Source organism: Bradyrhizobium sp. KBS0727, assembly GCF_005937885.2.
GTDB lineage: Bacteria > Pseudomonadota > Alphaproteobacteria > Rhizobiales > Xanthobacteraceae > Bradyrhizobium.
Genome location: NZ_CP042176.1, coordinates 1272703 through 1295843, shown reverse-complemented (window position 1 = coordinate 1295843; position 23141 = coordinate 1272703). Strand labels below are relative to the sequence as shown.

General features: G+C 63.8%; 24 protein-coding genes and 1 pseudogene. 15 read left to right on the top strand and 10 right to left on the bottom strand.

All coding sequences use genetic code 11. The features are described 5' to 3' along the window. Positions 1-61 precede the first annotated feature (61 nt). The 4 genes and pseudogenes from FFI89_RS06080 to FFI89_RS06065 all read right to left on the bottom strand — a co-directional run bounded on the left by FFI89_RS06080 (position 62) and on the right by FFI89_RS06065 (position 3642). On the bottom strand, positions 62-457 hold the full coding sequence (locus FFI89_RS06080; RefSeq protein ID WP_138833826.1) for a thioesterase family protein: 396 nt from the start codon (positions 455-457) through the stop codon (positions 62-64). A 107-nt stretch (positions 458-564) separates the two neighbouring features. Next, positions 565-768 carry a tautomerase family protein gene (locus FFI89_RS06075; protein WP_025590867.1) on the bottom strand — a complete coding sequence of 68 codons (204 nt, stop codon included), beginning with the start codon at positions 766-768 and terminating at the stop codon, positions 565-567. A 280-nt stretch (positions 769-1048) separates the two neighbouring features. Continuing rightward, a pseudogene (gene hisS / locus FFI89_RS06070) lies at positions 1049-2432 on the bottom strand (histidine--tRNA ligase); the annotation flags it as partial. 130 nt (positions 2433-2562) lie between these two features. After that, a complete protein-coding gene (locus FFI89_RS06065) occupies positions 2563-3642 on the bottom strand; it encodes a branched-chain amino acid aminotransferase (RefSeq protein ID WP_138833822.1) in 1080 nt (359 codons plus the stop codon). Positions 3643-4052: 410 nt separating this feature from the next. Here FFI89_RS06065 and FFI89_RS06060 point away from each other — a divergent pair, with 410 nt between their 5' ends. Genes FFI89_RS06060 through FFI89_RS06050 form a run of 3 tightly spaced genes read left to right on the top strand, consistent with a single transcriptional unit; the run spans position 4053 to position 6746 of the window. Then, on the top strand, positions 4053-4601 hold the full coding sequence (locus FFI89_RS06060; RefSeq protein ID WP_138833820.1) for a MarR family winged helix-turn-helix transcriptional regulator: 549 nt from the start codon (positions 4053-4055) through the stop codon (positions 4599-4601). A gap of 9 nt (positions 4602-4610) precedes the next feature. Continuing rightward, the gene (locus FFI89_RS06055; protein WP_371722470.1) at positions 4611-5345 is read left to right on the top strand and encodes a response regulator; all 735 of its coding nucleotides are present in this window, start codon (positions 4611-4613) and stop codon (positions 5343-5345) included. Between the two features lie 15 nt (positions 5346-5360). Next, positions 5361-6746 (top strand): ATP-binding protein, encoded by a 1386-nt coding sequence (locus FFI89_RS06050; RefSeq protein ID WP_138833818.1) that lies wholly within the window; start codon positions 5361-5363, stop codon positions 6744-6746. Positions 6747-6831: 85 nt separating this feature from the next. Here FFI89_RS06050 and FFI89_RS06045 read toward each other — a convergent pair whose 3' ends face one another. Both FFI89_RS06045 and FFI89_RS06040 read right to left on the bottom strand, forming a co-directional pair. After that, positions 6832-7392 carry a DUF3617 family protein gene (locus FFI89_RS06045; protein WP_138833817.1) on the bottom strand — a complete coding sequence of 187 codons (561 nt, stop codon included), beginning with the start codon at positions 7390-7392 and terminating at the stop codon, positions 6832-6834. Positions 7393-7435: 43 nt separating this feature from the next. After that, positions 7436-7726 carry a hypothetical protein gene (locus FFI89_RS06040; protein ID WP_138833815.1) on the bottom strand — a complete coding sequence of 97 codons (291 nt, stop codon included), beginning with the start codon at positions 7724-7726 and terminating at the stop codon, positions 7436-7438. Between the two features lie 165 nt (positions 7727-7891). On the opposite strand from FFI89_RS06040, the gene FFI89_RS06035 reads away from it, so the two are divergent. The 4 genes from FFI89_RS06035 (at position 7892) to FFI89_RS06020 (ending at position 10736) form a co-directional block, all read left to right on the top strand. After that, on the top strand, positions 7892-8368 hold the full coding sequence (locus tag FFI89_RS06035; protein WP_138833813.1) for a hypothetical protein: 477 nt from the start codon (positions 7892-7894) through the stop codon (positions 8366-8368). A 162-nt stretch (positions 8369-8530) separates the two neighbouring features. Then, on the top strand, positions 8531-9226 hold the full coding sequence (locus FFI89_RS06030; protein ID WP_138833811.1) for a ribonuclease T2: 696 nt from the start codon (positions 8531-8533) through the stop codon (positions 9224-9226). A 175-nt stretch (positions 9227-9401) separates the two neighbouring features. Continuing rightward, on the top strand, positions 9402-10262 hold the full coding sequence (locus FFI89_RS06025; RefSeq protein ID WP_138833809.1) for a 23S rRNA (adenine(2030)-N(6))-methyltransferase RlmJ: 861 nt from the start codon (positions 9402-9404) through the stop codon (positions 10260-10262). A 258-nt stretch (positions 10263-10520) separates the two neighbouring features. Beyond that, the gene (locus FFI89_RS06020) at positions 10521-10736 is read left to right on the top strand and encodes a cold-shock protein (protein WP_138833807.1); all 216 of its coding nucleotides are present in this window, start codon (positions 10521-10523) and stop codon (positions 10734-10736) included. Between the two features lie 70 nt (positions 10737-10806). Here the strand turns inward: FFI89_RS06020 and FFI89_RS06015 are convergent, their stop codons facing one another. Next, positions 10807-11646 carry an SAM-dependent methyltransferase gene (locus FFI89_RS06015; RefSeq protein WP_138833805.1) on the bottom strand — a complete coding sequence of 280 codons (840 nt, stop codon included), beginning with the start codon at positions 11644-11646 and terminating at the stop codon, positions 10807-10809. A 103-nt stretch (positions 11647-11749) separates the two neighbouring features. Continuing rightward, positions 11750-12373 carry an outer membrane protein gene (locus tag FFI89_RS06010; protein WP_168212798.1) on the bottom strand — a complete coding sequence of 208 codons (624 nt, stop codon included), beginning with the start codon at positions 12371-12373 and terminating at the stop codon, positions 11750-11752. A 301-nt stretch (positions 12374-12674) separates the two neighbouring features. On the opposite strand from FFI89_RS06010, the gene uvrC reads away from it, so the two are divergent. The 8 genes from uvrC to FFI89_RS05970 all read left to right on the top strand — a co-directional run bounded on the left by uvrC (position 12675) and on the right by FFI89_RS05970 (position 20752). Further along, complete coding sequence (gene uvrC / locus FFI89_RS06005; protein WP_138833801.1) at positions 12675-14753, top strand: excinuclease ABC subunit UvrC; 2079 nt, start codon at positions 12675-12677, stop codon at positions 14751-14753. A gap of 87 nt (positions 14754-14840) precedes the next feature. Beyond that, the gene (gene pgsA, locus FFI89_RS06000; RefSeq protein WP_138833799.1) at positions 14841-15467 is read left to right on the top strand and encodes a CDP-diacylglycerol--glycerol-3-phosphate 3-phosphatidyltransferase; all 627 of its coding nucleotides are present in this window, start codon (positions 14841-14843) and stop codon (positions 15465-15467) included. Continuing rightward, complete coding sequence (gene moaD / locus FFI89_RS05995; protein ID WP_138833797.1) at positions 15464-15715, top strand: molybdopterin converting factor subunit 1; 252 nt, start codon at positions 15464-15466, stop codon at positions 15713-15715. The genes pgsA and moaD overlap by 4 nt, the downstream gene beginning before the upstream one ends. A gap of 102 nt (positions 15716-15817) precedes the next feature. Further along, positions 15818-16285, top strand: coding sequence for a molybdenum cofactor biosynthesis protein MoaE (locus FFI89_RS05990; RefSeq protein WP_138833795.1), 468 nt, complete (start codon positions 15818-15820; stop codon positions 16283-16285). Beyond that, positions 16285-17256, top strand: coding sequence for a 50S ribosomal protein L3 N(5)-glutamine methyltransferase (gene prmB, locus FFI89_RS05985; protein ID WP_138833793.1), 972 nt, complete (start codon positions 16285-16287; stop codon positions 17254-17256). Before FFI89_RS05990 ends, prmB begins: the two co-directional genes overlap by 1 nt. Before the next feature lie 295 nt (positions 17257-17551). Next, the gene (locus FFI89_RS05980; protein ID WP_138833791.1) at positions 17552-19036 is read left to right on the top strand and encodes an EAL domain-containing protein; all 1485 of its coding nucleotides are present in this window, start codon (positions 17552-17554) and stop codon (positions 19034-19036) included. A 15-nt stretch (positions 19037-19051) separates the two neighbouring features. Further along, positions 19052-19906 carry a TIGR01459 family HAD-type hydrolase gene (locus FFI89_RS05975; protein ID WP_138833789.1) on the top strand — a complete coding sequence of 285 codons (855 nt, stop codon included), beginning with the start codon at positions 19052-19054 and terminating at the stop codon, positions 19904-19906. Between the two features lie 171 nt (positions 19907-20077). Beyond that, positions 20078-20752 carry a FadR/GntR family transcriptional regulator gene (locus FFI89_RS05970; RefSeq protein WP_138833786.1) on the top strand — a complete coding sequence of 225 codons (675 nt, stop codon included), beginning with the start codon at positions 20078-20080 and terminating at the stop codon, positions 20750-20752. A 19-nt stretch (positions 20753-20771) separates the two neighbouring features. On the opposite strand, the gene FFI89_RS05965 is transcribed toward FFI89_RS05970, so the two are convergent. Both FFI89_RS05965 and FFI89_RS05960 read right to left on the bottom strand, forming a co-directional pair. Further along, positions 20772-21752 carry a tripartite tricarboxylate transporter substrate binding protein gene (locus FFI89_RS05965; RefSeq protein WP_138833784.1) on the bottom strand — a complete coding sequence of 327 codons (981 nt, stop codon included), beginning with the start codon at positions 21750-21752 and terminating at the stop codon, positions 20772-20774. Between the two features lie 64 nt (positions 21753-21816). Further along, positions 21817-23106 carry an MFS transporter gene (locus tag FFI89_RS05960; protein WP_138833782.1) on the bottom strand — a complete coding sequence of 430 codons (1290 nt, stop codon included), beginning with the start codon at positions 23104-23106 and terminating at the stop codon, positions 21817-21819. Positions 23107-23141: the final 35 nt, after the last annotated feature.

Here is a 23141-nt window from a genome sequence, read left to right as displayed (position 1 = left end):
GCTTCGCGGAGCCTGTCATCGGGCGCGCATTCGCGCGACCCGTTGGCTCGCAATGACGATGTCACTTCGGCTGCAGCCGTTTCGTAAAATTCGCGACATTGACAAGCCCGCGGGCGTGGCGGCCGTCGCCGATCTTGCGCTCGCCCTCGAAAGCTTCGACCTCGAAGCGGATCACGCGGCGCTCGACCGCGACGACCTTTGCCATGGTCCGCACCGTGGCGCCGACCAGCGATGCGCCGAGATGCCGGATATCGACCTCGGTGCCGACAGTGACCCAGCCATCTTGCAGAAGGCCGTGGATCGCGTCGCCCGACGCCATCTCCATTTCCAGGATCATCATCGGCGTCGCATAGACCATCGGCATTCCCGGCACGAAATGCCCGACCGTGCGCTCCGCCGGCACGACGAGCCTGCGCTCGGCGCTCATGCCGATTTTGATGACGTCGCGTGCGTCCATGGGGATTCCGGATGATCAATCGTCGTTCCGGGGCGTCGCGAAGCGACGAACCCGGAACCTCGAGATTCCGGGTTCGCGCTACGCGCGCCCCGGAATGACGGACAGAACTACTTCTTCGCGGCCGCCGCGCGCTCAACAAACGTCTTGCCGCCCTTCATCTTGTGGGCCAGCGGCGCTTCGTTGATCTGGATCACGACCGCATCGGCATCGACGCCGAGGTTCTTCACCAGCGCCTGGGTGATGTCGCGCATCATGCCGGCCTTCTGTTCGTCGGTGCGGCCAGCGGCCATGCTCACGGTGATCTCAGGCATTTTGGTCTCTCCCTTTTCTCTTGCTGCTTTGTTGTCGCCAAACACTCGGTCCTCATCCTGAGGAGCCGCGCCTCGCGCGGCGTCTCGAAGGATGGCCTATTGTCGCCATGGTTCGAGACGGCGCAAGTGCGCCTCCTCACCATGAGGCCTCAATTCCACTTCACGTCATGGCGCGCCAGCACCTTGCGGACCTCGTCGACGAGGCTGGCTTCATCGACGACGTACTGGGCCTCGGTCTGCTTCTTCAGATATTCCTCGCGGTCCTTGATGTCGGTCAGGCCGGCGCCGAGGATCAGGTCCTTGATCTGGATCTTGCCGTTGGCCTTCTCGTCGCTGCCCTGAATGATCGCGCAGGGTGAGTTGCGGCGGTCGGCGTATTTCATCTGCTGGCCGAGGCTGTGCTTGGGATTGCCGAGATAGAGCTCGGCGCGAATGCCCGCGTTGCGGAGCGTCGCAACCATCTGCTGATAACCTGATATCTCGCCGCCGAACACGGTGACGACCACCGGCCCGAACGCCGGCTTGGTGTCGAGCTTGCCGAGCATCGTCAGCGCGGCCTGCAGCCGCGACACGCCGATCGAAAATCCGGTCGCCGGCACCGGCTCGCCGCGAAAGCGCGAGACCAGACCGTCATAACGCCCACCGCCGCCGACCGAACCGAAGCGCACGGGGCGGCCTTTTTCGTCGTTGGTTTCGAGCGTGAGTTCTACTTCGTAAACGGGACCGGTGTAGTATTCGAGGCCGCGGACGACGGAGGGATCGATGCGAACGCGATCCGCGCCATAGCCGGACGAGGTGACGAGTTTGGCGATCTCTTCGAGTTCACTGACGCCGGCCTGGCCGACTTCGCTTTTGGTCAGATAGGTATCTGCCGCGGCAATCGCCTCTTTCCAGTCATCGCGTTTTGCCGTGACGGCGAGAACGACATCGGCATCCGCCGGGCTGAGGTTCGCACCCTTGGTGAAATCGCCCTTGCCCTCTTCGCCACCGTCCCATCGTCCGGGACCGAGCAGCTTGCGAACTTCATCGGCGGAAAATTTGTCGAGCTTGTCGATTGCGCGCAGCACCGTGAGCCGACGCCCCGCATTGTCCTCGCCGCCAAGGCCAATCGCCTCCAGCACGCCGTCGAGAACCTTGCGGTTGTTCACTTTCACGACATAGCTGCCGCGGGGAATGCCGAGCGCTTCCATCGTGTCGGCTGCCATCATGCACATCTCGGCATCGGCCGCGGGTGAAGCCGAGCCCACCGTGTCGGCATCGAACTGCATGAACTGGCGGAAGCGGCCGGGGCCGGGCTTTTCGTTGCGATAGACGTAACCGGCGCGATAGCTGCGATAGGGCTTTGGGAGCGAATCGAAATTCTCGGCGACATAGCGCGCCAGCGGCGCGGTCAGGTCGTAGCGCAGCGATATCCACTGCTCGTCATCGTCCTGGAACGAGAACACGCCCTCGTTGGGCCGGTCCTGGTCGGGCAGGAATTTGCCGAGCGCGTCGGTGTATTCCATCGCCGGGGTTTCGACCGGCTCGAAGCCGTAGCGCTCGTAGACTTCGCGGATTTTCTCGACCATCTGGCGCGTGGCCGCGATCGCGGCCGGGCCACGATCCTCCAGCCCGCGCGGCAGGCGCGCGCGCAATTTCTGCGGTTTTTTGGGTTTTTCAGCCATCAGCGGCGTTTACCAGCCGGGGCGGGAAGCGGCAACCGTTGCTGCTGTCATTCCGGGGCGCGAAGCGAACCCGGAATCTCGAGATTCCGGGTTCGATGCTTCGCATCGCCCCGGAATGACGGTGCCTAAATCAAAAAACCTTCTTGATCCAGTTGTGCGGGTCGGCCGCGCGGCCGTACTGGATGTCGACCAGTCTCTTGCGCATGCCCATGGCGACCGGGCCGGCGGCGCCGCCGCTGATCAGGAAATCGCCGCTGCCCGAACACACCTTGCCGATCGGCGAGATCACGGCCGCGGTGCCGCAGGCAAACGCCTCTTTCAGTCTGCCGCTGGCAGCGTCCGCGCGCCACTGGTCGATCGTGTAGGGCTCCTCGCGCACGGGCATGCCGGAATCCTTGGCAAGCTCAATGATGGAGTCGCGGGTGATGCCCGGCAGGATGGTGCCGAGCGGCGGCGTCGAGAGCGAACCGTCGTCGAACACGAAGAACACGTTCATGCCGCCGAGTTCTTCGATGTAGCGGCGCTCGACCGCATCGAGAAACACGACCTGATCGCAGCCGCGGTCGATCGCCTCGGCCTGCGCGCGCAGGCTGGCGGCATAGTTGCCGCCGCATTTGACCGCGCCGGTGCCGCCGATCGCGGCGCGGGTGTAGTTCTCCGACACCCAGATCGACACCGGCGCAGGGCCGCCCTTGAAATAGGAGCCGACCGGGGAAGCGATGACCGCGAAGATATATTCCGCCGAAGGCTTCACGCCGAGGAAGACCTCGCTCGCGACCATGAAGGGGCGCAGGTAGAGACTGCCCTCGCCGCCGGGTATCCAGGCGCGGTCGATCCGGACCAGTTGCTCGACCGCCTCGATGAAGACGGCCTCGGGCAGCGGCGCCATCGCCATGCGATCGGCCGAATTGTGGAAGCGCTTCGCATTTGCATCGGGGCGGAACAGGTTCACGCCGCCGTCGTCGCGCTTGTAGGCCTTGAGGCCCTCGAAAATTTCCTGTGCGTAGTGCAGCACGGCGGCGGCCGGATCGAGCGGAAAATTGGCGCGGGATTCGACCCGCGCGCCATGCCAGCCCTTGGCCTGGTTGTAGCGAACGATCGACATGTGATCGGTGAAAACCCGGCCGAAGCCGGGGTCGACGAGCTTGGCCGCGCGGTCCTTGTCGGACGTCGGCGCGGGCGTCGGCTGGATCTCAAATTTCAAACTCATGGCCTTGCTTCCTGCTGCCGGTGCGATCTCTGGCGTCGGCCTTTCTTTGAGGGCCTGCTGGGCCGATTTATCGTACGACATGGCTCTCTCCCGGATTGGCGCGGAATGCGCGCCTGGCGTTTTGGCGCCGTTGAAGTGGCCTGAACTTCGCCTGCACTGGCAGCCTCGACCTTTAAGGGCCTTGCCGCCGGTGTCCATCGCCAACATGTCCGCAGGACATGCTTTTGCGGAATGCCGAAGTCCAGTATGTTTGCCGAAATGCCGCTCGACAATCGCACGGTAGTCAAATTCGCGGCCGTTGCCGCTATTGCTGGCTTTTTCCGGCTGCCTGAAACGTCGCCAAGGTCGAAACGATTTAATGTTTCGTCGTGGCTGGCAGTTTTGTAACATTGAACCCAAGATATGTCAACATGACTGACATAAATTTCTCAAGACCATCCGGCGAACCCGATTCGAAGGGTGCCAACGGCGTGCCCCCTGCCCCGCGGACGGGCGAACTGCGCTGGGACATCATCGAACTGCTGTTCTTCGCCTATCGCGACTTCGTCGGCGACGCCGACCACGAACTCGAGGCTTTCGGCTTCGGCCGCGCCCATCACCGGGTGATGCATTTCGTCCACCGTTATCCCGGCCTCAAGGTCGCCGATCTGCTGGATGTCCTGCGCATCACCAAGCAGTCGCTCGGCCGCGTGCTCAAGCAGTTGCTCGACGAGGGCTACATCATCCAGAAGACCGGCAATAACGACCGCAGGCAGCGCCTTCTTTACGCCACGGCGAAGGGCGAGGCCCTGGTGGCGAAACTGGCCGGCCTGCAGACCGACCGCATCACCCGCGCGCTCGGCGAGATTGATCCCGCCGGCGTTGCTGCCATCAGCCAGTTCCTGCGTGCGATGATCGATCGCGACGACCCCGACAAGGTGCTGGAGGCGATCTTCGGCACCGGCGGCAAGAAACCCTAGGGAGTGACCGTGGCGCAAGCAGCAACCATCGCCTCGACCATCGCGCGCGCGCCGCTGAAGCCGGCCGACGACGCCCCGCACCTGTTGCTGGTCGACGACGACCGCCGCATCCGCGATCTGCTGTCGCGCTTTCTTTCCAGCGAAGGCTATCGCGTCACCACGGCGGCGAGCGCCAGCGATGCGCGCGCCAAGCTGCTCGGCCTTCACTTCGACCTGTTGATCCTCGACGTCATGATGCCCGGCGAAACCGGATTTGATCTGGCGCGATTCATCCGCACCTCCTCCTCGGTGCCGATCATCATGCTGACGGCGCGCCATGAGGCGGAGGCCCGGATCGAGGGCCTGCAGATCGGCGCCGATGACTATGTCGCCAAGCCGTTCGAGCCGCGCGAGCTGGTGCTGCGGATCGGCAATATCCTCAAGCGCACCGCGCCGCCGCCGGTCGAAGCGCTGGAGCAGATCGCCTTCGGGCCCTACGTCTATCATCTCGAGCGCGGCGAATTGCGCCAGGGCGAGGAGATCGTTCACCTAACCGACCGCGAGCGCGAAATGCTGCGCATTCTCGCCGTAAGTCCCGGCGAGACCGTGCCACGCGCGGCGCTGACCGGCGGCGGCACCGTCAACGAGCGCGCGGTCGACGTGCAGATCAACCGTCTCAGGCGCAAGATCGAGCGCGATCCCGCCAATCCGCTGTTCCTGCAGGCGGTGCGCGGCATCGGCTATCGCCTGGTGGCGTCGCCATGAGGCTGTGACCTCGCCATGAGCACCCTCGATACCGGCCTGACCCTGATCCGCAACGCCTCGCAGCGCGTGTCCGCGGCCAATGGCTGGATGGGCAACGCGTTCAAGAGCTGGATGCCGACCGGCCTCTACGCCCGCGCGCTGCTGATCATGATCGTGCCGATGGTGATCCTGCAGACCGTGGTCGCGTTCGTGTTCATGGAGCGGCACTGGAATACGGTGACGCGGCGGTTGTCGGCCGCCGTGGTGCAGGACATCGCCAGCCTGATCGACGTCTACAAGTTCTATCCGCAGGACAAGGACCGCGCGCAGCTAAGGCGTATCGGGCAGCGGTTGCAGCTCGTGGTCGATTTCCTGCCAGTCGGCGACATGCCACCGCCCGGCCCCAAACCGTTCTTCTCGCTGCTCGACCAGACGCTGTCGGTGCAGCTCGGCCGCCAGATCGGCAAGCCGTTCTGGATCGACACCGTCGGCCGTTCCAACCTGGTGGAGATCCGGATCCAGCTCGACGACGCCGTGATGCGCGTGTTCGCCCAGCGCAGCGCCGCCTACGCCTCCAATTCGGAAATTTTCATCTTCTGGATGCTGGGGACGTCCTCGATCCTCTTGATCGTCGCGGTGCTATTCCTGCGCAACCAGATCAGGCCGATCCTGCGGCTGGCGGACGCCGCCGAAAGTTTCGGCAAGGGCCGCGAAGCGCCGAACTTCCGTCCCCGCGGCGCACGGGAAGTGCGGCGCGCCGCCCAGGCGTTCCTGGAAATGAAGGCGCGCATCGAGCGCTCGATCGAACAGCGCACCGCGATGCTGGCCGGCGTCTCGCACGATCTGCGCACCATCCTGACCCGCTTCAAGCTCGAGCTCGCGCTGATCGGCGACAGCCCCGAGGTCGACGGCATGCGCAAGGATGTCGACGAGATGTCGGCGATGCTGGAGGCCTATCTCGCCTTTGCGCGCGGCGACTCCGGCGAGGTCGCCCAGCCCACCGACATGACGATGGCGCTGGAGGAACTGCGCAGCGACGCCGAGCGCAACGGCCATGCCACGACCGTTACGTTTCACGGCCTGCCGGTCGTGATCGTGAAACCGGCCTCGTTCAAGCGCTGCCTCGCCAACCTCGTCTCCAACGCGGCGCGGCACGCCAAGACCATTTCGATCACCGGCCACCGCGATCACCGCTATTTGACCATCACCGTCGACGATGACGGACCGGGCATTCCGGCTGATATGCGCGAGGAAGTGTTCAAGCCGTTCCTGCGGCTCGACGACGCCCGCAATCAGGATGAAGGCGGCACCGGCCTTGGTCTCGCGATCGCCCGGGACATCGCCCGCTCGCATGGCGGCGACATCACGCTCGGCGACAGCCCGATGGGCGGCCTGCGGGCGGCGGTCAGGGTGCCGGTATAGGAGGTTCTCAATTCTTGGCCTTATGGTGAGGAGCGCAACAAAGCTGCGCGTCTCGAACCAAGAGGCCGCCAAGCCGCGACAGCAACTACTTCGGCAATTGCTTCGGGATCAGGGCTTTCAGCTTTTCCATGTCCTTGACGTTCATCTTCATGCCGCCGGGCATCATGATGTCGCCGGCCTTCTGGTCGGGCTTGCAGACGCCCAGCCACTTCGCTTCGATCGTGGTGGTCGAATCGCGCGGCACGCCGGCGGGGCCGCGCTCCGAATGCGAGGTCGACTTCACCGTATAGGCCGAATTGAAGTCGCCGGTGATCTCGGCATGCGAGGTGATCGACATGCCGGCGATGCCGCAGACGGAATCGCTGACGTAACCGGTCGCGGTCTTCTGGATATCCTGCCTGGAGCACATCTCCTTGCCCATTGGCGAGAACGATGTGCTCATTTCCTTGTCGGTGGTCTCGTCGGTGCAATGCTGCATCGTCATGTCGGGCACCGCAGAGCCGGTGTGCAGCACCTTCATTTCCCACAACCCGGCCTTGCGCACCGGCAACTCGACCGCGCTTGCCGCATTCGCAGGCAACAGTGCCAGCAGGCCAAGTGCGAAACCACAAAGTGCCGAACCGAATGACAGAAGCTGTCGCGTCATGCTCGCGCCCCCGGCCGGTTGAGGTTGGGTGAGGTCGTCCCGCTCAGTAGGCGACGCTCAGCGGCCGCTCGTTGGCGCCATAAGGCACCCAGCGGCAGGCGAACGAGATGTATCCGCCATCCTGGGGCTCGACCGCGAGGAATTTCACGACCTTGCCGTATTTGGCGCAGTGGTCGACCGCGCGCTGCCGGACATCGGTGTCGTGCGCCAGCGAGTAAGCGATAATGCCGCCGGTGTCATTGCCCTTGAACGGCGGCACCCAGTCGGCCCGCGCCGGAGCGCCCGCCAGCATCCCCGAGATGGCAACCAGGCACGCGGCCCCAATCATTCGCATCGCAGACTCCATTTCGCTCGAACCCCACCATAGAGTGCGCGGGCGGCCGTGAAAAGAATGGCGTGCGGTGGAAAGCCGACTTGTCCGCCAAGTGTTGCCGTGTTGCACTTGACCTTGCCCGGGCTTCACGGCACCGTCCAGACCTTGGACGATCGGCGGAATCCCATGCGAAACCTGTTCACACTCCTGAAATCGCTCGGCTTGGTGGCTGGCTTTGCCCTTTTGGCATCCGGCGCCCTCCTGGTATCTGAATTGCCGGCCCAGGCCGCCAATCCGCTCGAGTTGAATTTCGGGCTGTTCGGCCCGCAATATGACGGGCGCGTTGCCGTGTGTGAGCGGGCGCTCCCGACCATCACCTCGCAATTCCAGGAAAAGGAAAGCACCTTCTGGAATTCGTCGCTGACGATCACGGCTTTCGGCCGGATCCATGAAACCGCCTTCCGGCCTTGGCAGTCCGACAACATTCCGCGCCGTTATTGCACCGCCGACGTCATGCTGAGCGACGGCAAGATGCGGACCGTGCACTACGCGATCGTCGAGGACGGCGGCTTTGCCGGCTTCGGCCAAGGCGTCGAATGGTGCGTGACCGGGCTTGACCGCAACTGGGCCTATAATCCGAACTGCAGGGCCGCCCGCCCCTGATCCCCGCCTCATTCCCCGGCTGTTCCCGATTTGAATTTGGCGGATCGGCAGCGTCCGGCCCGGACGTTTTCGGGCCGCGATATTTTTGTTCTTGAAATGTTCTCGCGCCCTGCTAGGCTTGGGCGAGCCACATAATAGGGGCGCGCGTAACAGGGGCGTTTGATGTTTCGATCCGTCGTTATTTCCCGCATTATTTCCCGACTTCTCATTTCGCTGGCTCTCTTGGTCGCCACCGCCGGGATGGCGTCCGCACAGGACCGCCGGCAAAACACCCCGGGCGAGTTCGATTTCTACGTGCTGTCGCTGTCCTGGTCGCCCTCGTTCTGCGAGCAGGCCTCCGAACGCGGCAACAGTGGCCGCTCCGGGGCGCAGTGCGGCGGCCGGCCGTTCTCCTTCGTGGTGCACGGGCTGTGGCCGCAATATGAGCGCGGCTTTCCCGAATATTGTCAGCGCTCGGCAGATTGGCTTGATCGCAACATCATGACCTCGATGCTGGACCTGATGCCGGCGCCCGGTCTGATCTTCAATGAATGGAAGAAGCACGGCACCTGTTCGGGTCTCGGCGCGCGGGCCTATTTCGAGACCATCCGCAAAGCCCGTGCGGCGGTGAAAATCCCCGAGGAATTCCTGCAATTGTCGGAGCCGAAATCGGTCGCCCCCGACGACCTCGAGGCGGCCTTCATCAAGGCCAACCCCGGCATGAGCAGTTCGGCGATTTCGGTGACCTGCGACTCCAAGCGCCTCAGCGAGGTACGGATCTGCCTGAGCAAGGACCTGCAGTTCCGCTCCTGCGAGGAGATCGACCGCCGCGCCTGCCGGCGCGACCAGGTGCTGATGCCGCCGGTACGGGGCGGCTAAGGCCCTCCACCGTCATGCCCGGGCATAGCCGTCTGCCCGGCGCAGACTGCGTAGACTTGTCTGCGCTCCCGGGCATCCACGCCTTCCTTAGTCGGTAAGAACGTGGATGGCCGGGACAAGCCCGGCCATCACGCGTAGAAGACATGACGTCTTCTCCAATTGGTCCGCCCTCCCCATGAACTACCGACACGCCTTTCACGCTGGCGGCTTTGCCGACGTCATCAAGCACATCGTGCTGGTGCGAATGCTGACCTATCTGCAGGAAAAGCCGGCGCCATTTCGCGTCATCGACACCCATGCCGGCGCCGGACGCTATGATCTCACCGGGGACGAAGCAAAACGCGGCGGCGAATGGCTGACCGGAATTGCGCGGGTGATGCAAGCCCGGTTCTCGGAAGCAGCCCAGCCGCTGATCGCGCCCTATCTCGATATCATCCGGGCGTTCAACCCGCCGGGCGAACTGAAGGCCTATCCGGGATCGCCCCTGATCGCCCGCGCGCTGCTGCGGCCGCAGGATCGCTTGACGGCCTGCGAAATCGAACCGAATGCCCACCGCCAGTTGATCGATGCGCTGCGCCGCGACACCCAGGCGCGGATCGTCGACCTCGACGGCTGGACCGCACTGCCGGCCTTCGTGCCGCCGAATGAGCGGCGCGGCCTGGTGCTGATCGACCCGTCCTTCGAACAGAAGGACGAGTTCGAAACCCTGGCCGACGGCTTCACCGAGGCCTACGCGAAATGGCCGACCGGCAGCTATCTGATCTGGTACCCGGTGAAGAGCCGGCGCATCACCGACGGCCTCGCGCGCCATGTCGCCGCCGTGACGGCCGAAAGCAGGCCTGCGGGAAAATGCCTGCGGCTTGAGTTCAGCGTCGCGCCGCAGCAGGCAGGCGGTCCCCTCACCTCGACCGGTCTTCTGATCGTCAATCCGCCGTGGACGTTGGCGGGTGAATTGAAGACCATTCTACCCGAACTGGAAAAGCCGCTCGGCCAGGGCGGCGCCGGCCGGTTCAGGCTCGAAACGCCAAAGCCTTGAACTCTCGCTTTTGGCGAATAGTGCGTTTGCCGTAGGCAATTTGCTCGGAACCGTATTATGCTCGGCCTGTTGGGACTGGCTTTACGTTCCGCTTCCGCGAATGGTTGCGGCGGAGTGATCAAGGCCTAAGAAAAATCCAGGCCGATCGGTGGCGTGACCCGATCGGCTCAGGTGGCCAGGCTTCCGGCAGCGAATGTCCGGTCGGCCGGTACGCAATTTGGGCGTAGCGGCGGAGCAGTACGGGGGAGGAGTTTCCCGATGGCCATGACTGGTACGGTCAAGTTCTTCAATGGAGAGCGCGGCTACGGCTTCATCAAGCCCGATGACGGCGGTCGCGATGTGTTCGTTCACATCACCGCCGTGGAGCGGGCCGGATTGAAGGATCTGACAGAGGGGCAGCGCATTGCGTTCGAGGTCGAACCGGACAAGAAGGGCAAGGGCCCCAAGGCGGTCAACCTGGTGATTTCACCGTGAGCTGATGCTCGCGATTGGAAGCGGAGCGAGTTCTTGCCTGCGCAAGTTCGACTGGGCGCCGCAGCGCCGCTCAGATGGTGGAGGCGTGCATGACATGCCCGCCCCGCGTCAGTGCCGATCGTTCGGTCTCCGGGAAGTAACGCTCCGCCAGTTCGGCCGGGCCGATATCGTCGACATGACGAAAACCGGCCGCGCTCATTTTTGCGCATAGCGAAGCGGTGTCGAGATAACTCTGAAACCGCTCGCCGACGGCTGCCACCCGTTCAGCCAGCGCCTGATGCGCGGCGCGGCCGGCGGCGGAAATCGAAGTCGCAGGATTGACATAGTCGAACACCACTTCGGCGCCTCCAGGCAATTGCGCCATGAAGCCAAGCGTCGAAAAGATCGCCGCCTCGGTCAGATAAGGCACGACGCCAAGCCAGCTGAAAAAACTGCGCTCGGCGGATTTGAAACCCGCGGCTTCCAGCCGCTCGCACAGGTTCTCGCGCTCGAAATCCACCGGGACAAAGCTCAGTGTTTCCGGTACGGCGATCGCCGCCGCAGCCAGCTTTGGGCGCTTGCGCGCCTGCGTCGCCGGATGGTCGACCTCGAAGATCCGCAAGCGGCCTGCAAGCTGGGTCCGGTAGGCCAGCGTATCGAGCCCGGCGCCAAGCACCACGAGTTGTGTCGCACCGGCATCGACCGCGACATTGAGCGCGTCTTCGGCGATGCGCGATCGCGATGCGATGAACCATCGCATCCGCGGCCCGGACAAGTGAGTCCGGGCGTGGTCGAGCGACACTTCGATGTCGTCGCCGAGAATGCGCACGGCGAGGGGATCGGCCAGAATCGACGCCTTATCCAGCACCTGGTGCGCCGCGCGCAAGCGGGCGGCACTCAGCGCGGTACGACTAGGCTGTCCAGTCTGCATCGCACCGTTCTATCGCATTTTCAGACAAGGTGCCGGCCGCTGGCCAAAAAAATCCCGGCGGCTTGCGGCCGCCGGGAGGTTGTAACGAATAGTTTTCTTGTTCTCAGAAGTGATAGTTCACGCCGGCTCGTACCAATCCGAACCGGTAGCCGTTTGACGCGCCTGTAATGACGAAGTTGCTATTGTTCAGATCGACATAGAGATATTCGATCTTGGCGCTCCAGTTCGGCGCAAAGCCCATTTCGGCGCCGACGCCAAGCGTCCAGCCCGCATTGGTATTGGATTCCGACAGGCCGAAGGTCGTGGCGCGCAGTTCGCCGAAAGCGAGACCGCCGGTGCCGTAGAACAGGACGTTGTTGAGGGCATAGCCGGCCCGGCCGCGGATCGTGCCGAACCAGGGGTTGGAGAATTTCCACGGCGCAAAGGTCTGTTCGGCGCCGCTCGCCTGAATGTCGCCTTCGAGGCCGAACACCCAGGGACCGTTCTGCCAGTTGTAGCCGGCCTGAACGCCGCCCGCGAAACCCGACGGCTTGGTCGGGTTGTTGTCGACCGAGCCCCAGCCATAGCCGATGTTGCCGCCGAGATAGGGACCGGCCCAGCTATAGGCATTGAGCGGCTGATTGACGGTATAGGGTGCGCGCGATCCGTAGTTGAGATCGGCCGCTCGTGCCGACACGGTCCAGGCGACTGCGATCAACACCAGCGCTCGCAAAACAGACTTGTTCATCACGCAACTCCACGCAACTGCCGCAACCGCCGGTTCGACAAGCCGGCTTGGTTACGGAATTCCAGTTTTTTCCCGTAAGATTTATCGAGAGTTTTAAGTTAAAGGGTTGTTAAGCTGGGTTACCGCCCCGCTCATCATTCTTAACAATGCGTTACCGGCTCCGTTTCCTCAGGCCCGGCCACCCGGGCCTGTCCGCTGGCCATCTTCTTGTTCGGGCATGATCTTTTCGGAAAACCGGCTGCCCCTTTTCCGGCTCATGCCGGCGCTGGCGATGCCGCCTTGCAGCGCTTAATTTAGGGCCATGGATCACGATTCTGCCGACCATCCGAAGGCCCCGCGCAAGCCGCGCCGGGGTTCGCAGCCGGACTTGCCGCCCGAGGGCCTTATCTCCGCCGATGTCGATCCCGCGACGTCGGCAGCCGAGGAAGACGACGAGGCGCGCCTGCCGGAAGCCATCGAGGAAACTGCCGAGGAAACCGTCGAGCCGGTGGCCGAGGGCACGCTTGCGGTCGGCCATGCCGCGATCGAAAACGCGGTGCGGCTGGCGCCGACCTCGCCCGGCGTCTACCGCATGCTCAATGCCGGAAACGACGTGCTGTATGTCGGCAAGGCCAAGAACGTCCGCAAGCGGCTGTCCTCCTACGCCCGCGTCAATGCACCGCTGCCGGCGCGCATCCTGCGCATGATCGCGGCGACCGTCACCGTCGAGATCATCTCCACCACCACCGAGACCGAAGCGCTGCTGCTCGAGGCCAACCTGATCAAGCAGCTGCGGCCGCGCTTCAACGTGCAACTGCGCGACGACAAGTCGTTTCCCTATATCCTGATCACCGGCGACCATTGGGCGCCGCAGATCCTCAAGCATCGCGGCGCGCAATCGCGGCCGGGACGCTATTTCGGGCCGTTCGCCAACGCGGGCGCCGTCAATCGCACCATCACGGCGCTGCAACGCGCGTTCCTGATCCGCTCCTGCACCGACGGTTTTTTCGAAAGCCGCACCCGGCCGTGTCTACTTTACCAAATTCGCCGCTGCTCGGGCCCCTGCACCGGCGAGATCGACTTTCCCGGCTATACCGAACTGGTGCGCGAGGCCGGCGACTTCCTGTCCGGCCGCAGCCACGACGTAAAGAAGCAGCTCGCCGGCGAGATGGAGAAGGCCTCCAGCGAACTCGAATTCGAGACCGCCGCGCTCTACCGGGATCGACTGGCCGCATTGTCGGCGATCCAGTCGCAGCAGGGCATCAATCCGCGCACCGTGGAAGAGGCCGACGTGTTCGCCATCCACCAGGAGGGCGGCTATTCCTGTGTCGAGGTGTTCTTCTTCCGCACCGGCCAGAACTGGGGCAACCGCGCCTATTTCCCGCGCGCGGAGAAGTCGTTCACCCCGGAAGAAGTGCTGGCCTCGTTCCTGGCGCAATTCTACGACGACAAACCGCCGCCGAAACTCATTTTGCTGTCGCATGAAATCGAGGAGAGCGAGCTGCTGGCCGACGCGCTCGCGGTCAAAGCCGGCCACAAGGTCGAAGTCTCGACGCCCAAACGCGGCGAAAAGAAAGAGCTGATCGCGCATGCCCTGACCAATGCGCGGGAGGCACTCGGCCGCAAGCTGAGCGATACCGCAACGCAGGGCCGGTTGTTGCAGGGCATGGCCACCACGCTTCAGTTGACGCAGCCGCCGAAGCGCATCGAGGTCTACGACAACAGCCACATCCAGGGCACCAACGCGGTCGGCGCCATGATCGTGGCGGGACCGGACGGTTTCATCAAAAACCAGTACCGCAAGTTCAACATCAAGTCCGAAGGCCTGACCCCGGGCGACGACTACGCGATGATGCGCGAGGTACTGGAACGGCGCTTCAAGCGGCTGCTGAAGCCGCCGGAGGGCGAGGCCGCGAAACCCAAAGCCGACGACGATTCGTTTCCGCAATGGCCCGACCTCGTCATCATCGACGGCGGCCGCGGCCAGCTCAATGCCGTCAGGGAGATATTCGAGGGGCTGGGGCTGACCCAGGTCTCGCTTTTGGCGGTGGCCAAGGGGCCCGATCGCGATGCCGGCCGCGAGACCCTGTTCATGCCCGGCTGCGAGGCGATCAAGCTCGAGCCCCGCGACCCCGTGCTGTATTTCATCCAGCGGCTGCGCGACGAGGCCCATCGTTTCGTGATCGGATCGCACCGCAAACTGCGCAAAAAGGACATCCGTGAGGCCGGCCTGCAGGAAATCCCCGGCATCGGCCCGTCACGCAAACGTGCCTTGCTGCATCACTTTGGAACGCTGAAGGAAATCGAGCGGGCCTCGATCGCCGACCTTGGCAAGGTTCCAGGGGTCAGCGCCGAAAGCGCCCGCAAGATTTTCGAGTTTTTCCATGCCCAACCGGGTTAAACGGGGGGCTGAGTCATATCGGCTTCGCCGGCCGCAGCTTGGGTCTGCCCGGTTGACCTTCACGCTTGAGCGGTATTGGTAAGACGGATGAACATCGCCACCACCACCAAAGGGCAGGCCAAACAGCCAAAAAGCCTGTCCCTGCCGAATATCCTGACCTACGCCCGCATCGCCGCCATCCCGGTGGTGGTCGGCTGCGTGTATTATCAGTCCATCCTGGACGGCCCGTTGTGGCTGCGCTGGGTGGCGCTGGCGGTCTTCATCGCCGCCGGCGTAACCGACTATCTCGACGGCTATTACGCCCGAATCTGGGACCAGCAATCCGCCTTCGGCCGGATGCTCGACCCGATCGCCGACAAGCTCCTGGTCGCGTCCTGTCTGCTGATGCTGGCGGCGGACAACAGCATTCACGGCTGGACGCTGTGGGCCGCCATCGTGATCCTGTGTCGCGAGATCCTGGTCTCGGGCCTGCGCGAATATCTCGCGGCGCTGCGGGTCAGCGTCCCCGTGACCAAGCTGGCGAAATGGAAGACCACGGTCCAGCTGGTCGCGATCGGCTTCCTGATCGCCGGCGAAGCGGGCGAGCAGATCCTGCCCCCGACCACCCTGATCGGCATTATCCTGCTGTGGATGTCGGCGATTTTCACGATCTACACCGGCTGGGATTATTTCCGCGCCGGCATCCATCACCTCATCAAGGAGGATGAGGAATGAAGGTCAAATATTTCGCCTGGGTGCGCGAGCGGATCGGCGTCGCCGAGGAAACGGTCGAGCCGCCGGCCAGCGTGCGCACGGTGGACGATTTGATCGGCTGGCTTTCCCGGCGCGGCGAGACCTACGCCTATGCGTTCGAGAGGCCGAAGGTGATCCGCGCCGCGATCGACCATGCCCATGTGAAGCCGGACGCCGTGATAGCGGGCGCCCGCGAGATTGCCTTCTTCCCGCCGATGACCGGGGGATAGCGTCTTCAAGCGAAGCGGATCCCGGTTCGCATAGCAATCAAGCCTGCGCAGATTGCGTAAACTTATCTGCGATAGAAGACGCATCAAACTAAAGATGACTCCATGAGTGCCGCCGTCACCATCCGTATCCAGGAAGCCGATTTCGACATCGGCCACGAAATCGCGGCGCTGACCAAAAGCCGGACCGATGTCGGCGCGGTCGTCACCTTCAGCGGTATCTGCCGCGGCAGCGAGAATGGCGAACCGATCGCGGCGTTGACGCTGGAACATTACCCCGGCATGGCCGAGGCCGAGATCCGGCGACATGCCGAGGAGGCGATGGCGCGCTGGCCGCTGACGGGATTGTCCGTCATTCATCGCGTCGGCCGCATCACCCCCGGCGAAAATATCGTCGTGGTGCTGGCGGCCTCCCAGCACCGGCAGGCGGCGTTTCAGGCGGCGGAGTTCTTGATGGATTATCTGAAGGCCAACGCGCCGTTCTGGAAGCGCGAGGAAAGCCAAAAAGGCACCAGCTGGGTCGAAGCGCGCGGCCACGATGAAACCGCCGCGGCGCGCTGGACCAAATCCTGATGGCGAAGCTCAGGAAACCGGCCGCTGCCAAACCCAGCCGCGCCGCCGCAGCGAAATTTCCAAAGGTCGGCGCGGGCGAATTGCTGACGCTGCTCGATTTCGTCCGCTTTGCCGTGAGCCGCTTCATCGAGGCCAAACTGGTGTTCGCGCACGGCACCACCGATCCCTTGGCCGAGGCCGCCTTCCTGGTCTGCGAGGCGCTGCATCTTCACCCCGACCAGTTCGAGACATTCGCGACCGCGCGCGTCACCGTGGCCGAGGCCAAGAAGATCCTCGGCCTGATCGAACGCCGCGTCATCACCCGAAAACCCGCCGCCTACCTCGTCAACAAGATCTACATGCGCGGCCTGCCGTTCTATGTCGACGAGCGCACCATCGTACCGCGCTCCTTCATCGGCGAATTGCTGGAATCCCATTTCGGCGGCGACGGCAGCGCGGAAGGCGGCTCGCTGATTTCGGATCCCGCCGCGGTCGAAAGCGTGCTCGACCTGTGTACCGGCTCGGGCTGCCTTGCCGTTCTGGCGGCGCACCATTTTCCCAACGCGGAAATCGACGCGGTGGATATTTCAAAGGATGCGCTCGAGGTCGCCGCGCGCAATGTCGGGGATTACGGGCTTGAAGGCCGCCTCACACTTCACCGCGGCGATCTGTTTGGGCCGATCGGCGGCAAGCAATACGATCTCATCATCTCCAATCCGCCCTATGTCGACACCGAAGGCATGGCCGAGCTGCCGCGCGAGTGCCGCGCGGAACCGAAACTCGCCTTCGACGGCGGCGCCGACGGACTCGATATCGTCAGGCGCATCCTCGCCGAAGCGCAGGCGCATCTGACGCCACGGGGCGGGCTGTTGTGCGAGATCGGCCGCTGCCGCCCGCAACTGGAGGACGCCTACCCGGAACTGCCGTTGCTCTGGCTCGATACCGAGGATTCCGAGGGCGAGGTGTTCTGGATCGCGGCGGCCGATCTGTAGAGCCTTATCGGTTCCGATTTGCATCCGCCGATCGCGGACCAGCAAGGTCGCCAATGTGATCCGCGCGACGGCATAGAAGCCGCCGCCTCTCCTTGCGCACCTGCCCCTCTCTCCCCGCGACGCGCGGGGCGAGAGAGCCGGCGCAGTTCCGCGCGTGTCAAAAGAACACTAGCCCTGCGAATCAACATTGGTGCTAAGGTTGCAGCGCTTGGGGGAGCGCAAACCGGACTATGCCTGAAAATATCCGTGTTTTCCCGGGTCGGTGCGGTTCGGACTTGAGGGCGTAGCGCGCGACATGATTCGCATTTCGACGATTTTCATCGCCATCTGCATGGTTCTGGTCGCAGCGTCGCTTGGCCTGGTCCTGCATTCGGTGGCCGGCATCAGCGGATCGGAATCCGCGATCGTGGCGCTCACCGCGCTGACCTTCCTGATCCTCTACAACGCCGTATCGATGCGACTGCGCGACCGCTCGGATGTCGGCAGCCAGATCGCAGATCTGTCACGCGGCACCGCCGACCTCGCCCGCCAGGTCGCCGAATTCGGCCGGCGGCTGGCGGCCGTCGAAGGCCGGGTGGTATCGGCGAATTCGACTGGTGCCGACCGCATCCAGGCCGTGGTCGGCGAGATCAACGAACTCGGCGTACTGGTCAAGCAGCTCGCGGCCTCCGTGGCCGGCCATGACGATTTGCTGGCCGCGGGCGCCGCCGCCGCAGACAGACCGGGTTCCGTCTCACAAGAGCAGCTGCCGTTTGTCGAAGCCACGGCACCGGAGACAGCGTCCGCCACCAGACCGGCGACGGCGGCCATCGCCACGCCGACGCCGGCCCCCGTCGCCGCCCCGCCCGCAGCGGCTTCGCGCGGCCAGGCGCAGCTCCTCGCCGCGGTCAAGACCGCCGTCGAGGAGAACCGGCTCGATATCTACCTGCAGCCGATGGTGACGCTGCCGCAGCGCAAGGTTCGCTTCTACGAGGCGGTGACGCGGCTGCGCAACGACAAGGACGAGGTGCTGGCCGCCGACGATTTCATCGCCATCGCCGAAGCCGGCGGACTGATCGGACGCATCGATCACACGGTGATGTTGCGCTGCGTGCAGGTGCTGCGCCGCCTGATGGTGCGCAACAAGGAGGTCGGCGTGTTCTGCAACGTCTCCGCAGCCACGCTCGGCAATCCCACGATTTTCGCGCAGTGCCTCGACTTCCTCGAGGCCAACCGCGCGCTGGCGCCTTCCTTCGTGCTGGAATTCAAGCAGGCGACATTCCGCAATCTCGGCCCGACCGAGACCGAGCATCTCGCCGCATTGTCGCAGCGCGGCTACCGTTTCTCGATCGATCATGTCAGCGACCTCCGGATCGAGCCCCGGGAACTCGCCGACCGCGGCGTGCGTTTCATCAAGGTGCCGGCGGCGCTGCTGCTCGATCCCAAACAGAACTCGACCTCGGACATCCACCCCTCCGACCTGTCCGACCTGCTCGGCCGTTTCGGCATCGACCTGATCGCCGAAAAGATCGAGGGCGAGCGCGCGGTAGTGGACCTGCTCGATTACGATGTCCGGTTCGGGCAAGGCTTCCTGTTTGCCCCACCCCGGCCGTTGCGGCCCGAAGGGGCATCTGCTACCGGCGGGGCCACCCCGAACAAGACTGAACCGAACAGTTCCAATGGCTCCAATGTTCCCGATGGCCCCAGCCAACCCGCGACCGTCGCCGGCCCGGCCGCAGAACCTCCGCCGCGGGCGACCGGCAATGCCGCGCTGGCGCGCCGCGCCGCCGGACCGGGCTAACCGGCGCGCGATGTCATGACCACATTGCGGTTCGCAGAACGGCTGCGCGACCTCGTGGATGGCGTCGAGGTCATCCTCTCGGATATCTGGGGCGTGGTGCATAACGGGCTGGAGGCCTTTCCCGAGGCCTGCAAGGCGCTGCACACCTATCGCCAGCGCGGCGGCACCGTCATCCTCATCACCAACGCGCCGCGGCCGGCCGATTCCGTGCAGCGACAGTTGCGCAAGCTCGGCGTCGCCGACGAAACCTATGACGCGATCGTCTCGTCAGGCGACCTGACCCGGCATTTCGTCGCCGACCACCCGGGCAAGAAGATGTTCTGGCTCGGTCCGGAGCGCGACAATTCGATCTATCGCGGGCTCGATCCCGTCATCGGGCCGCTGGAGCAGGCCGACTACATCGTCTGCACCGGACCGTTCGACGACGAAACCGAAACCCCGGAAGACTATCGTGCGATGCTGCTGCAGGCGCTCGAACGCAAGCTGCCGTTCGTCTGCGCCAATCCCGACATCGTCGTCGAACGCGGCGACCGCTTGATCTATTGCGCCGGCGCGATCGCCGAACTCTATCGCGAGCTCGGCGGCGAGGTGATCTTCTACGGCAAGCCGCACCGGCCGATCTATGAGCGTGCGATGCAACTGGCCGCCGAGCGCCGCGGCCATCCCGCACCGCTCGACCGCGTGCTGGCGATCGGGGATTCCGTGCGCACCGATCTCACCGGCGCACTCGGCTTCGGGATCGATTGCCTGTTCGTGACCCGCGGGATTCATTCCGAGGAGTTCGAGGGCATCGACCAGCTCGACCCGGCCTCAGTGAAGGAGCTGTTCGGCCACCCGCCCCGCGCGCTGACGCGGGAATTGCGCTGGTAACGAAAATGCCCGGCATGAGGCCGGGCATCGGAATGCCTGTTAAAGCCGGGTACTTTCAAGCTATAATTGCCCTTTCAAGCTATAATTGATGACGTCACCCGCGATTGCGCTAATGTTTGGCGTTAACCGCTGATCGACTGGCGAAGACTAAGTTCATCGGAACTGGCCCACGTGACCAAATCTGAACAACTATCTGAATCCATCGAGACCAACGTGCTACTCGCCTTCATCGAGCAGAACGAGTTGGCCGAAGGCGACAAGCTTCCGCCCGAGCGCGAACTTGCATCCGAACTCGGTATCAGCCGTCGTGCGCTGCGGCATCTTCTGACCCGAATGGAACTTGACGGACATGTCTGGCGAGGACGACGCAACGGCACCTTTCTCGGTCGCCGGACGGTCGGGCCAATCAGCATCGACCAGCGCATCATACGTGGCAGTCCCGCATCAGTCCTCGAGATCCGCCTCGTCGTCGAGCCTTCGATGACCGCGATCGCGGCGATCAAGGCCAGTGAAGCCGATCTGCTGAACATCGAGACCTGCATGCGGCGCACGACCGAGGTCAGGAACGACGAAGACTGGATCAAGTGGGACGGCGCCTTTCACCTCGCGATTGCCAAGGCGACGCGGAACGACGTTCTCGTCGGCCTGGTCACCGCGTTCAACGAGGCGCGATCGTCCGGTGACTGGCAGGCTTTGCGCCTCGCCGCCATCACGCCCGAGAAGCGGCGCAGGACCATCGCTCATCACCGCACGATCTGCGACATGCTGCGAAAACGATCCGCCGACGATGCCAGCCGGGCAATGCGGGATCACCTCCTGAACACGCAACGAAACCTGTTCGAGTAGCCGTCGCGACGACGCTATTCTATTTCGGGATGACGCCAAGGTCGCGCGCCCAACGCTGCTGGGTCGCGAAATCGCGTTCCAGAAAGCGCGCAAACTCTTCCGGGGGCGTGGCCTCGGTCGCCGCGCCGAACGTCGAAAGCAATTCCCGTATGTTCGGACGCGCGAGCGCCTCTTTGACCGTGTCGTAGAGCCGCGTCACCACGGTCTTCGGCGTGTCGCGTGGAGCCCAAAGGCCGATATAGCCCAGCACCACGAAATCCGGAAAGCCGGCCTCCCGCATCGTCGGCACGCCGGGAAGAACCGGAGCACGTTCCGCACCGGTCGAGGCTATGACCTTGACCTGTCCGTTATCGACATAACTGCGCGCCCCGGAAATGCCCACAAAGCACAGGTCAACCTGACCGCCGATCAGGTCGCTCAGGGCGGCGGCCGTGCCGCGATATGGAATGCCGGAAAGCGGCATGCCGGCCTGCGTCTTGAGGAGTTCGCCGGCGATGTAGGAAATGTTGCCGATGCCGGCGTGTCCATAGGTCAGGCCATTCGGCTTGCTCTTCGCATACGCATTGAGCGCGGCGATCGTATCGGCAGGAATGTCCTTGCGCGCAACAAGGACAATTCCGTTGGATTCGATCAGTCCCGCTACCGGCGTAAAGCTCAGCAAGGGGTCGTAGCGAACCTGTGCGGCGTTGAACACCTTGTTGCCGATGTGCGATCCCGTGGTCATCAGCAGCGTGTATCCGTCGGCCGCAGCGCTCGCGACGGACTCCGATCCCGTAATGCCGCCGGCGCCGGAACGGTTTTCGATCACGACAGTCGCACCGATGATCTCCTGCATCGCCACGGCCAAAGGACGCGCGATGGCATCGATCGGGCCGCCCGGAGCGAACGGCACGATGATCTTGATCGTGCGATCCGGAAACGCGGCTTCGGCGGTTTGCGACCCTGCAACGAGACCAACGGCCGTGATAACAAGTGCTGCAACCAATGCCACATGACGCATAGCGCTTCTCTCTTCCAAACGGCAGGCCAACGCGGCCGGATCTATCGCGAAGGTGTCAGCAACGTCACTTTTGCTCCGACTTTCCCAAGAACGACGACGCCTTCCAATAATGGATCGCGGACCATGCCGACATCAGCGACATGATCCCGAGAGCATAGCGGAGCGAGTCCGCACCGAACTCGTTCGCCAGGCGATCGCTCAACCACCCCGTCAGGAAGGCGCCACCGGCAAGACCGACGGCGTTGATGCAGAACATCGTCACGGCCGACGCGAAGCTTCGCGCGTTCGGCTTTGCACGGGACTGGATCGTCGCATAGGTCGGACCGGGATAGAACGAATGCAGGACGCTGGAAATCGCCGCGAAGGCAAGGAACAGAATGTAGCTGGACGTCACGAGAGACAGCAGCTTGGCGACGGTGGCAAAGAAGAAGGCGACAGCCAGCAGCCGAAACCCGTACCGGCTATTCCTGGTCGAGAGCCAGCCCGCAATCAGGCCTCCACTGAGCGTTCCCAGGATCGCCAGAACGCCCAGCAGGCTGCCGTAGGTGGCACCGGTCACGGACGCGGACAAATGAAAGTTGCGCATCACGTAAGCGGGTCCCCAGGCGCTCGCGGAGCCGTTGGCGATTCCGAGAATCGCGCCGCCGATAATGGTGTGGCGGATCGCCGGATCGGCGAACAACGCGGCCAGACTTGCCTCGGACATCTGGCGGGCGGAAGTGGCGAGATCCCGCTTCGGCTCCCGGACGGTGACCGCGACCAGGACGGAGAGCACCACGCCGACGCCGCCGACGATCATGAGCGTCGTCCTCCAACCGAAATGGTCGGACAGGACTCCGCCGAGCACCATGGCAAGGGTAGCGCCCAACGCGATCCCGCAAGAGTAGATGGCGATGACGGTCGATCGCTGGCCCTCTGCGAAGTAGTCGGCGAACACCGAATGAGCGGCCGGCGTCAACGCAGACTCTCCCAGCGCGACACCGGTTCGGCTCAACATGAACGGAAAGAACGACTGGGTCAGGCCACCAGCCGCCGTGAACGCGCTCCATACCGAGACCGCCGCCGCGATGACGAGCTTGCGCGATATCCGGTCCGACAGTTTCGCGATCGGAATCGCACCGGCCGCATACATGAGCGAAAATGCCGGTCCCGCGATGATCCCCAACTGGGTGTCCGTCAGCGCAAGGTCGCTCTTCAACTTTTCAATCAAGATAAAAATGATCTTGGAGTCCAGGAACGCCAGCGTGTAGCAGCCCGTGAGGATGAAGACGACGTACCACGCATACCAGGTGCCGCGAACGGCGACGCGCTCTGCTTGCGGAATGCCGGACGTATCAGGAATGGCTATGGTCAAGACTGTCCTCCCTCTCGGACGCCGCTATGGCGTCA

Coding starts and splice junctions, on each gene's coding strand:
- FFI89_RS05965 (WP_138833784.1), bottom strand. CDS start 21,752: ATGCGTCATGTGGCATTGGTTGCAGCACTTGTTATCACGGCCGTTGGT.
- FFI89_RS06030 (WP_138833811.1), top strand. CDS start 8,531: ATGTTTCGATCCGTCGTTATTTCCCGCATTATTTCCCGACTTCTCATT.
- prmB (WP_138833793.1), top strand. CDS start 16,285: ATGGCGAAGCTCAGGAAACCGGCCGCTGCCAAACCCAGCCGCGCCGCC.
- moaD (WP_138833797.1), top strand. CDS start 15,464: ATGAAGGTCAAATATTTCGCCTGGGTGCGCGAGCGGATCGGCGTCGCC.
- FFI89_RS06015 (WP_138833805.1), bottom strand. CDS start 11,646: ATGCAGACTGGACAGCCTAGTCGTACCGCGCTGAGTGCCGCCCGCTTG.
- FFI89_RS06050 (WP_138833818.1), top strand. CDS start 5,361: ATGAGCACCCTCGATACCGGCCTGACCCTGATCCGCAACGCCTCGCAG.
- FFI89_RS05990 (WP_138833795.1), top strand. CDS start 15,818: ATGAGTGCCGCCGTCACCATCCGTATCCAGGAAGCCGATTTCGACATC.
- FFI89_RS06075 (WP_025590867.1), bottom strand. CDS start 768: ATGCCTGAGATCACCGTGAGCATGGCCGCTGGCCGCACCGACGAACAG.
- FFI89_RS06065 (WP_138833822.1), bottom strand. CDS start 3,642: ATGAGTTTGAAATTTGAGATCCAGCCGACGCCCGCGCCGACGTCCGAC.
- FFI89_RS06060 (WP_138833820.1), top strand. CDS start 4,053: ATGACTGACATAAATTTCTCAAGACCATCCGGCGAACCCGATTCGAAG.
- FFI89_RS06020 (WP_138833807.1), top strand. CDS start 10,521: ATGGCCATGACTGGTACGGTCAAGTTCTTCAATGGAGAGCGCGGCTAC.
- FFI89_RS06035 (WP_138833813.1), top strand. CDS start 7,892: ATGCGAAACCTGTTCACACTCCTGAAATCGCTCGGCTTGGTGGCTGGC.
- FFI89_RS06010 (WP_168212798.1), bottom strand. CDS start 12,373: ATGAACAAGTCTGTTTTGCGAGCGCTGGTGTTGATCGCAGTCGCCTGG.
- FFI89_RS05980 (WP_138833791.1), top strand. CDS start 17,552: ATGATTCGCATTTCGACGATTTTCATCGCCATCTGCATGGTTCTGGTC.
- FFI89_RS06025 (WP_138833809.1), top strand. CDS start 9,402: ATGAACTACCGACACGCCTTTCACGCTGGCGGCTTTGCCGACGTCATC.
- FFI89_RS06080 (WP_138833826.1), bottom strand. CDS start 457: ATGGACGCACGCGACGTCATCAAAATCGGCATGAGCGCCGAGCGCAGG.
- FFI89_RS06045 (WP_138833817.1), bottom strand. CDS start 7,392: ATGACGCGACAGCTTCTGTCATTCGGTTCGGCACTTTGTGGTTTCGCA.
- pgsA (WP_138833799.1), top strand. CDS start 14,841: ATGAACATCGCCACCACCACCAAAGGGCAGGCCAAACAGCCAAAAAGC.
- FFI89_RS05975 (WP_138833789.1), top strand. CDS start 19,052: ATGACCACATTGCGGTTCGCAGAACGGCTGCGCGACCTCGTGGATGGC.
- FFI89_RS06040 (WP_138833815.1), bottom strand. CDS start 7,726: ATGCGAATGATTGGGGCCGCGTGCCTGGTTGCCATCTCGGGGATGCTG.
- uvrC (WP_138833801.1), top strand. CDS start 12,675: ATGGATCACGATTCTGCCGACCATCCGAAGGCCCCGCGCAAGCCGCGC.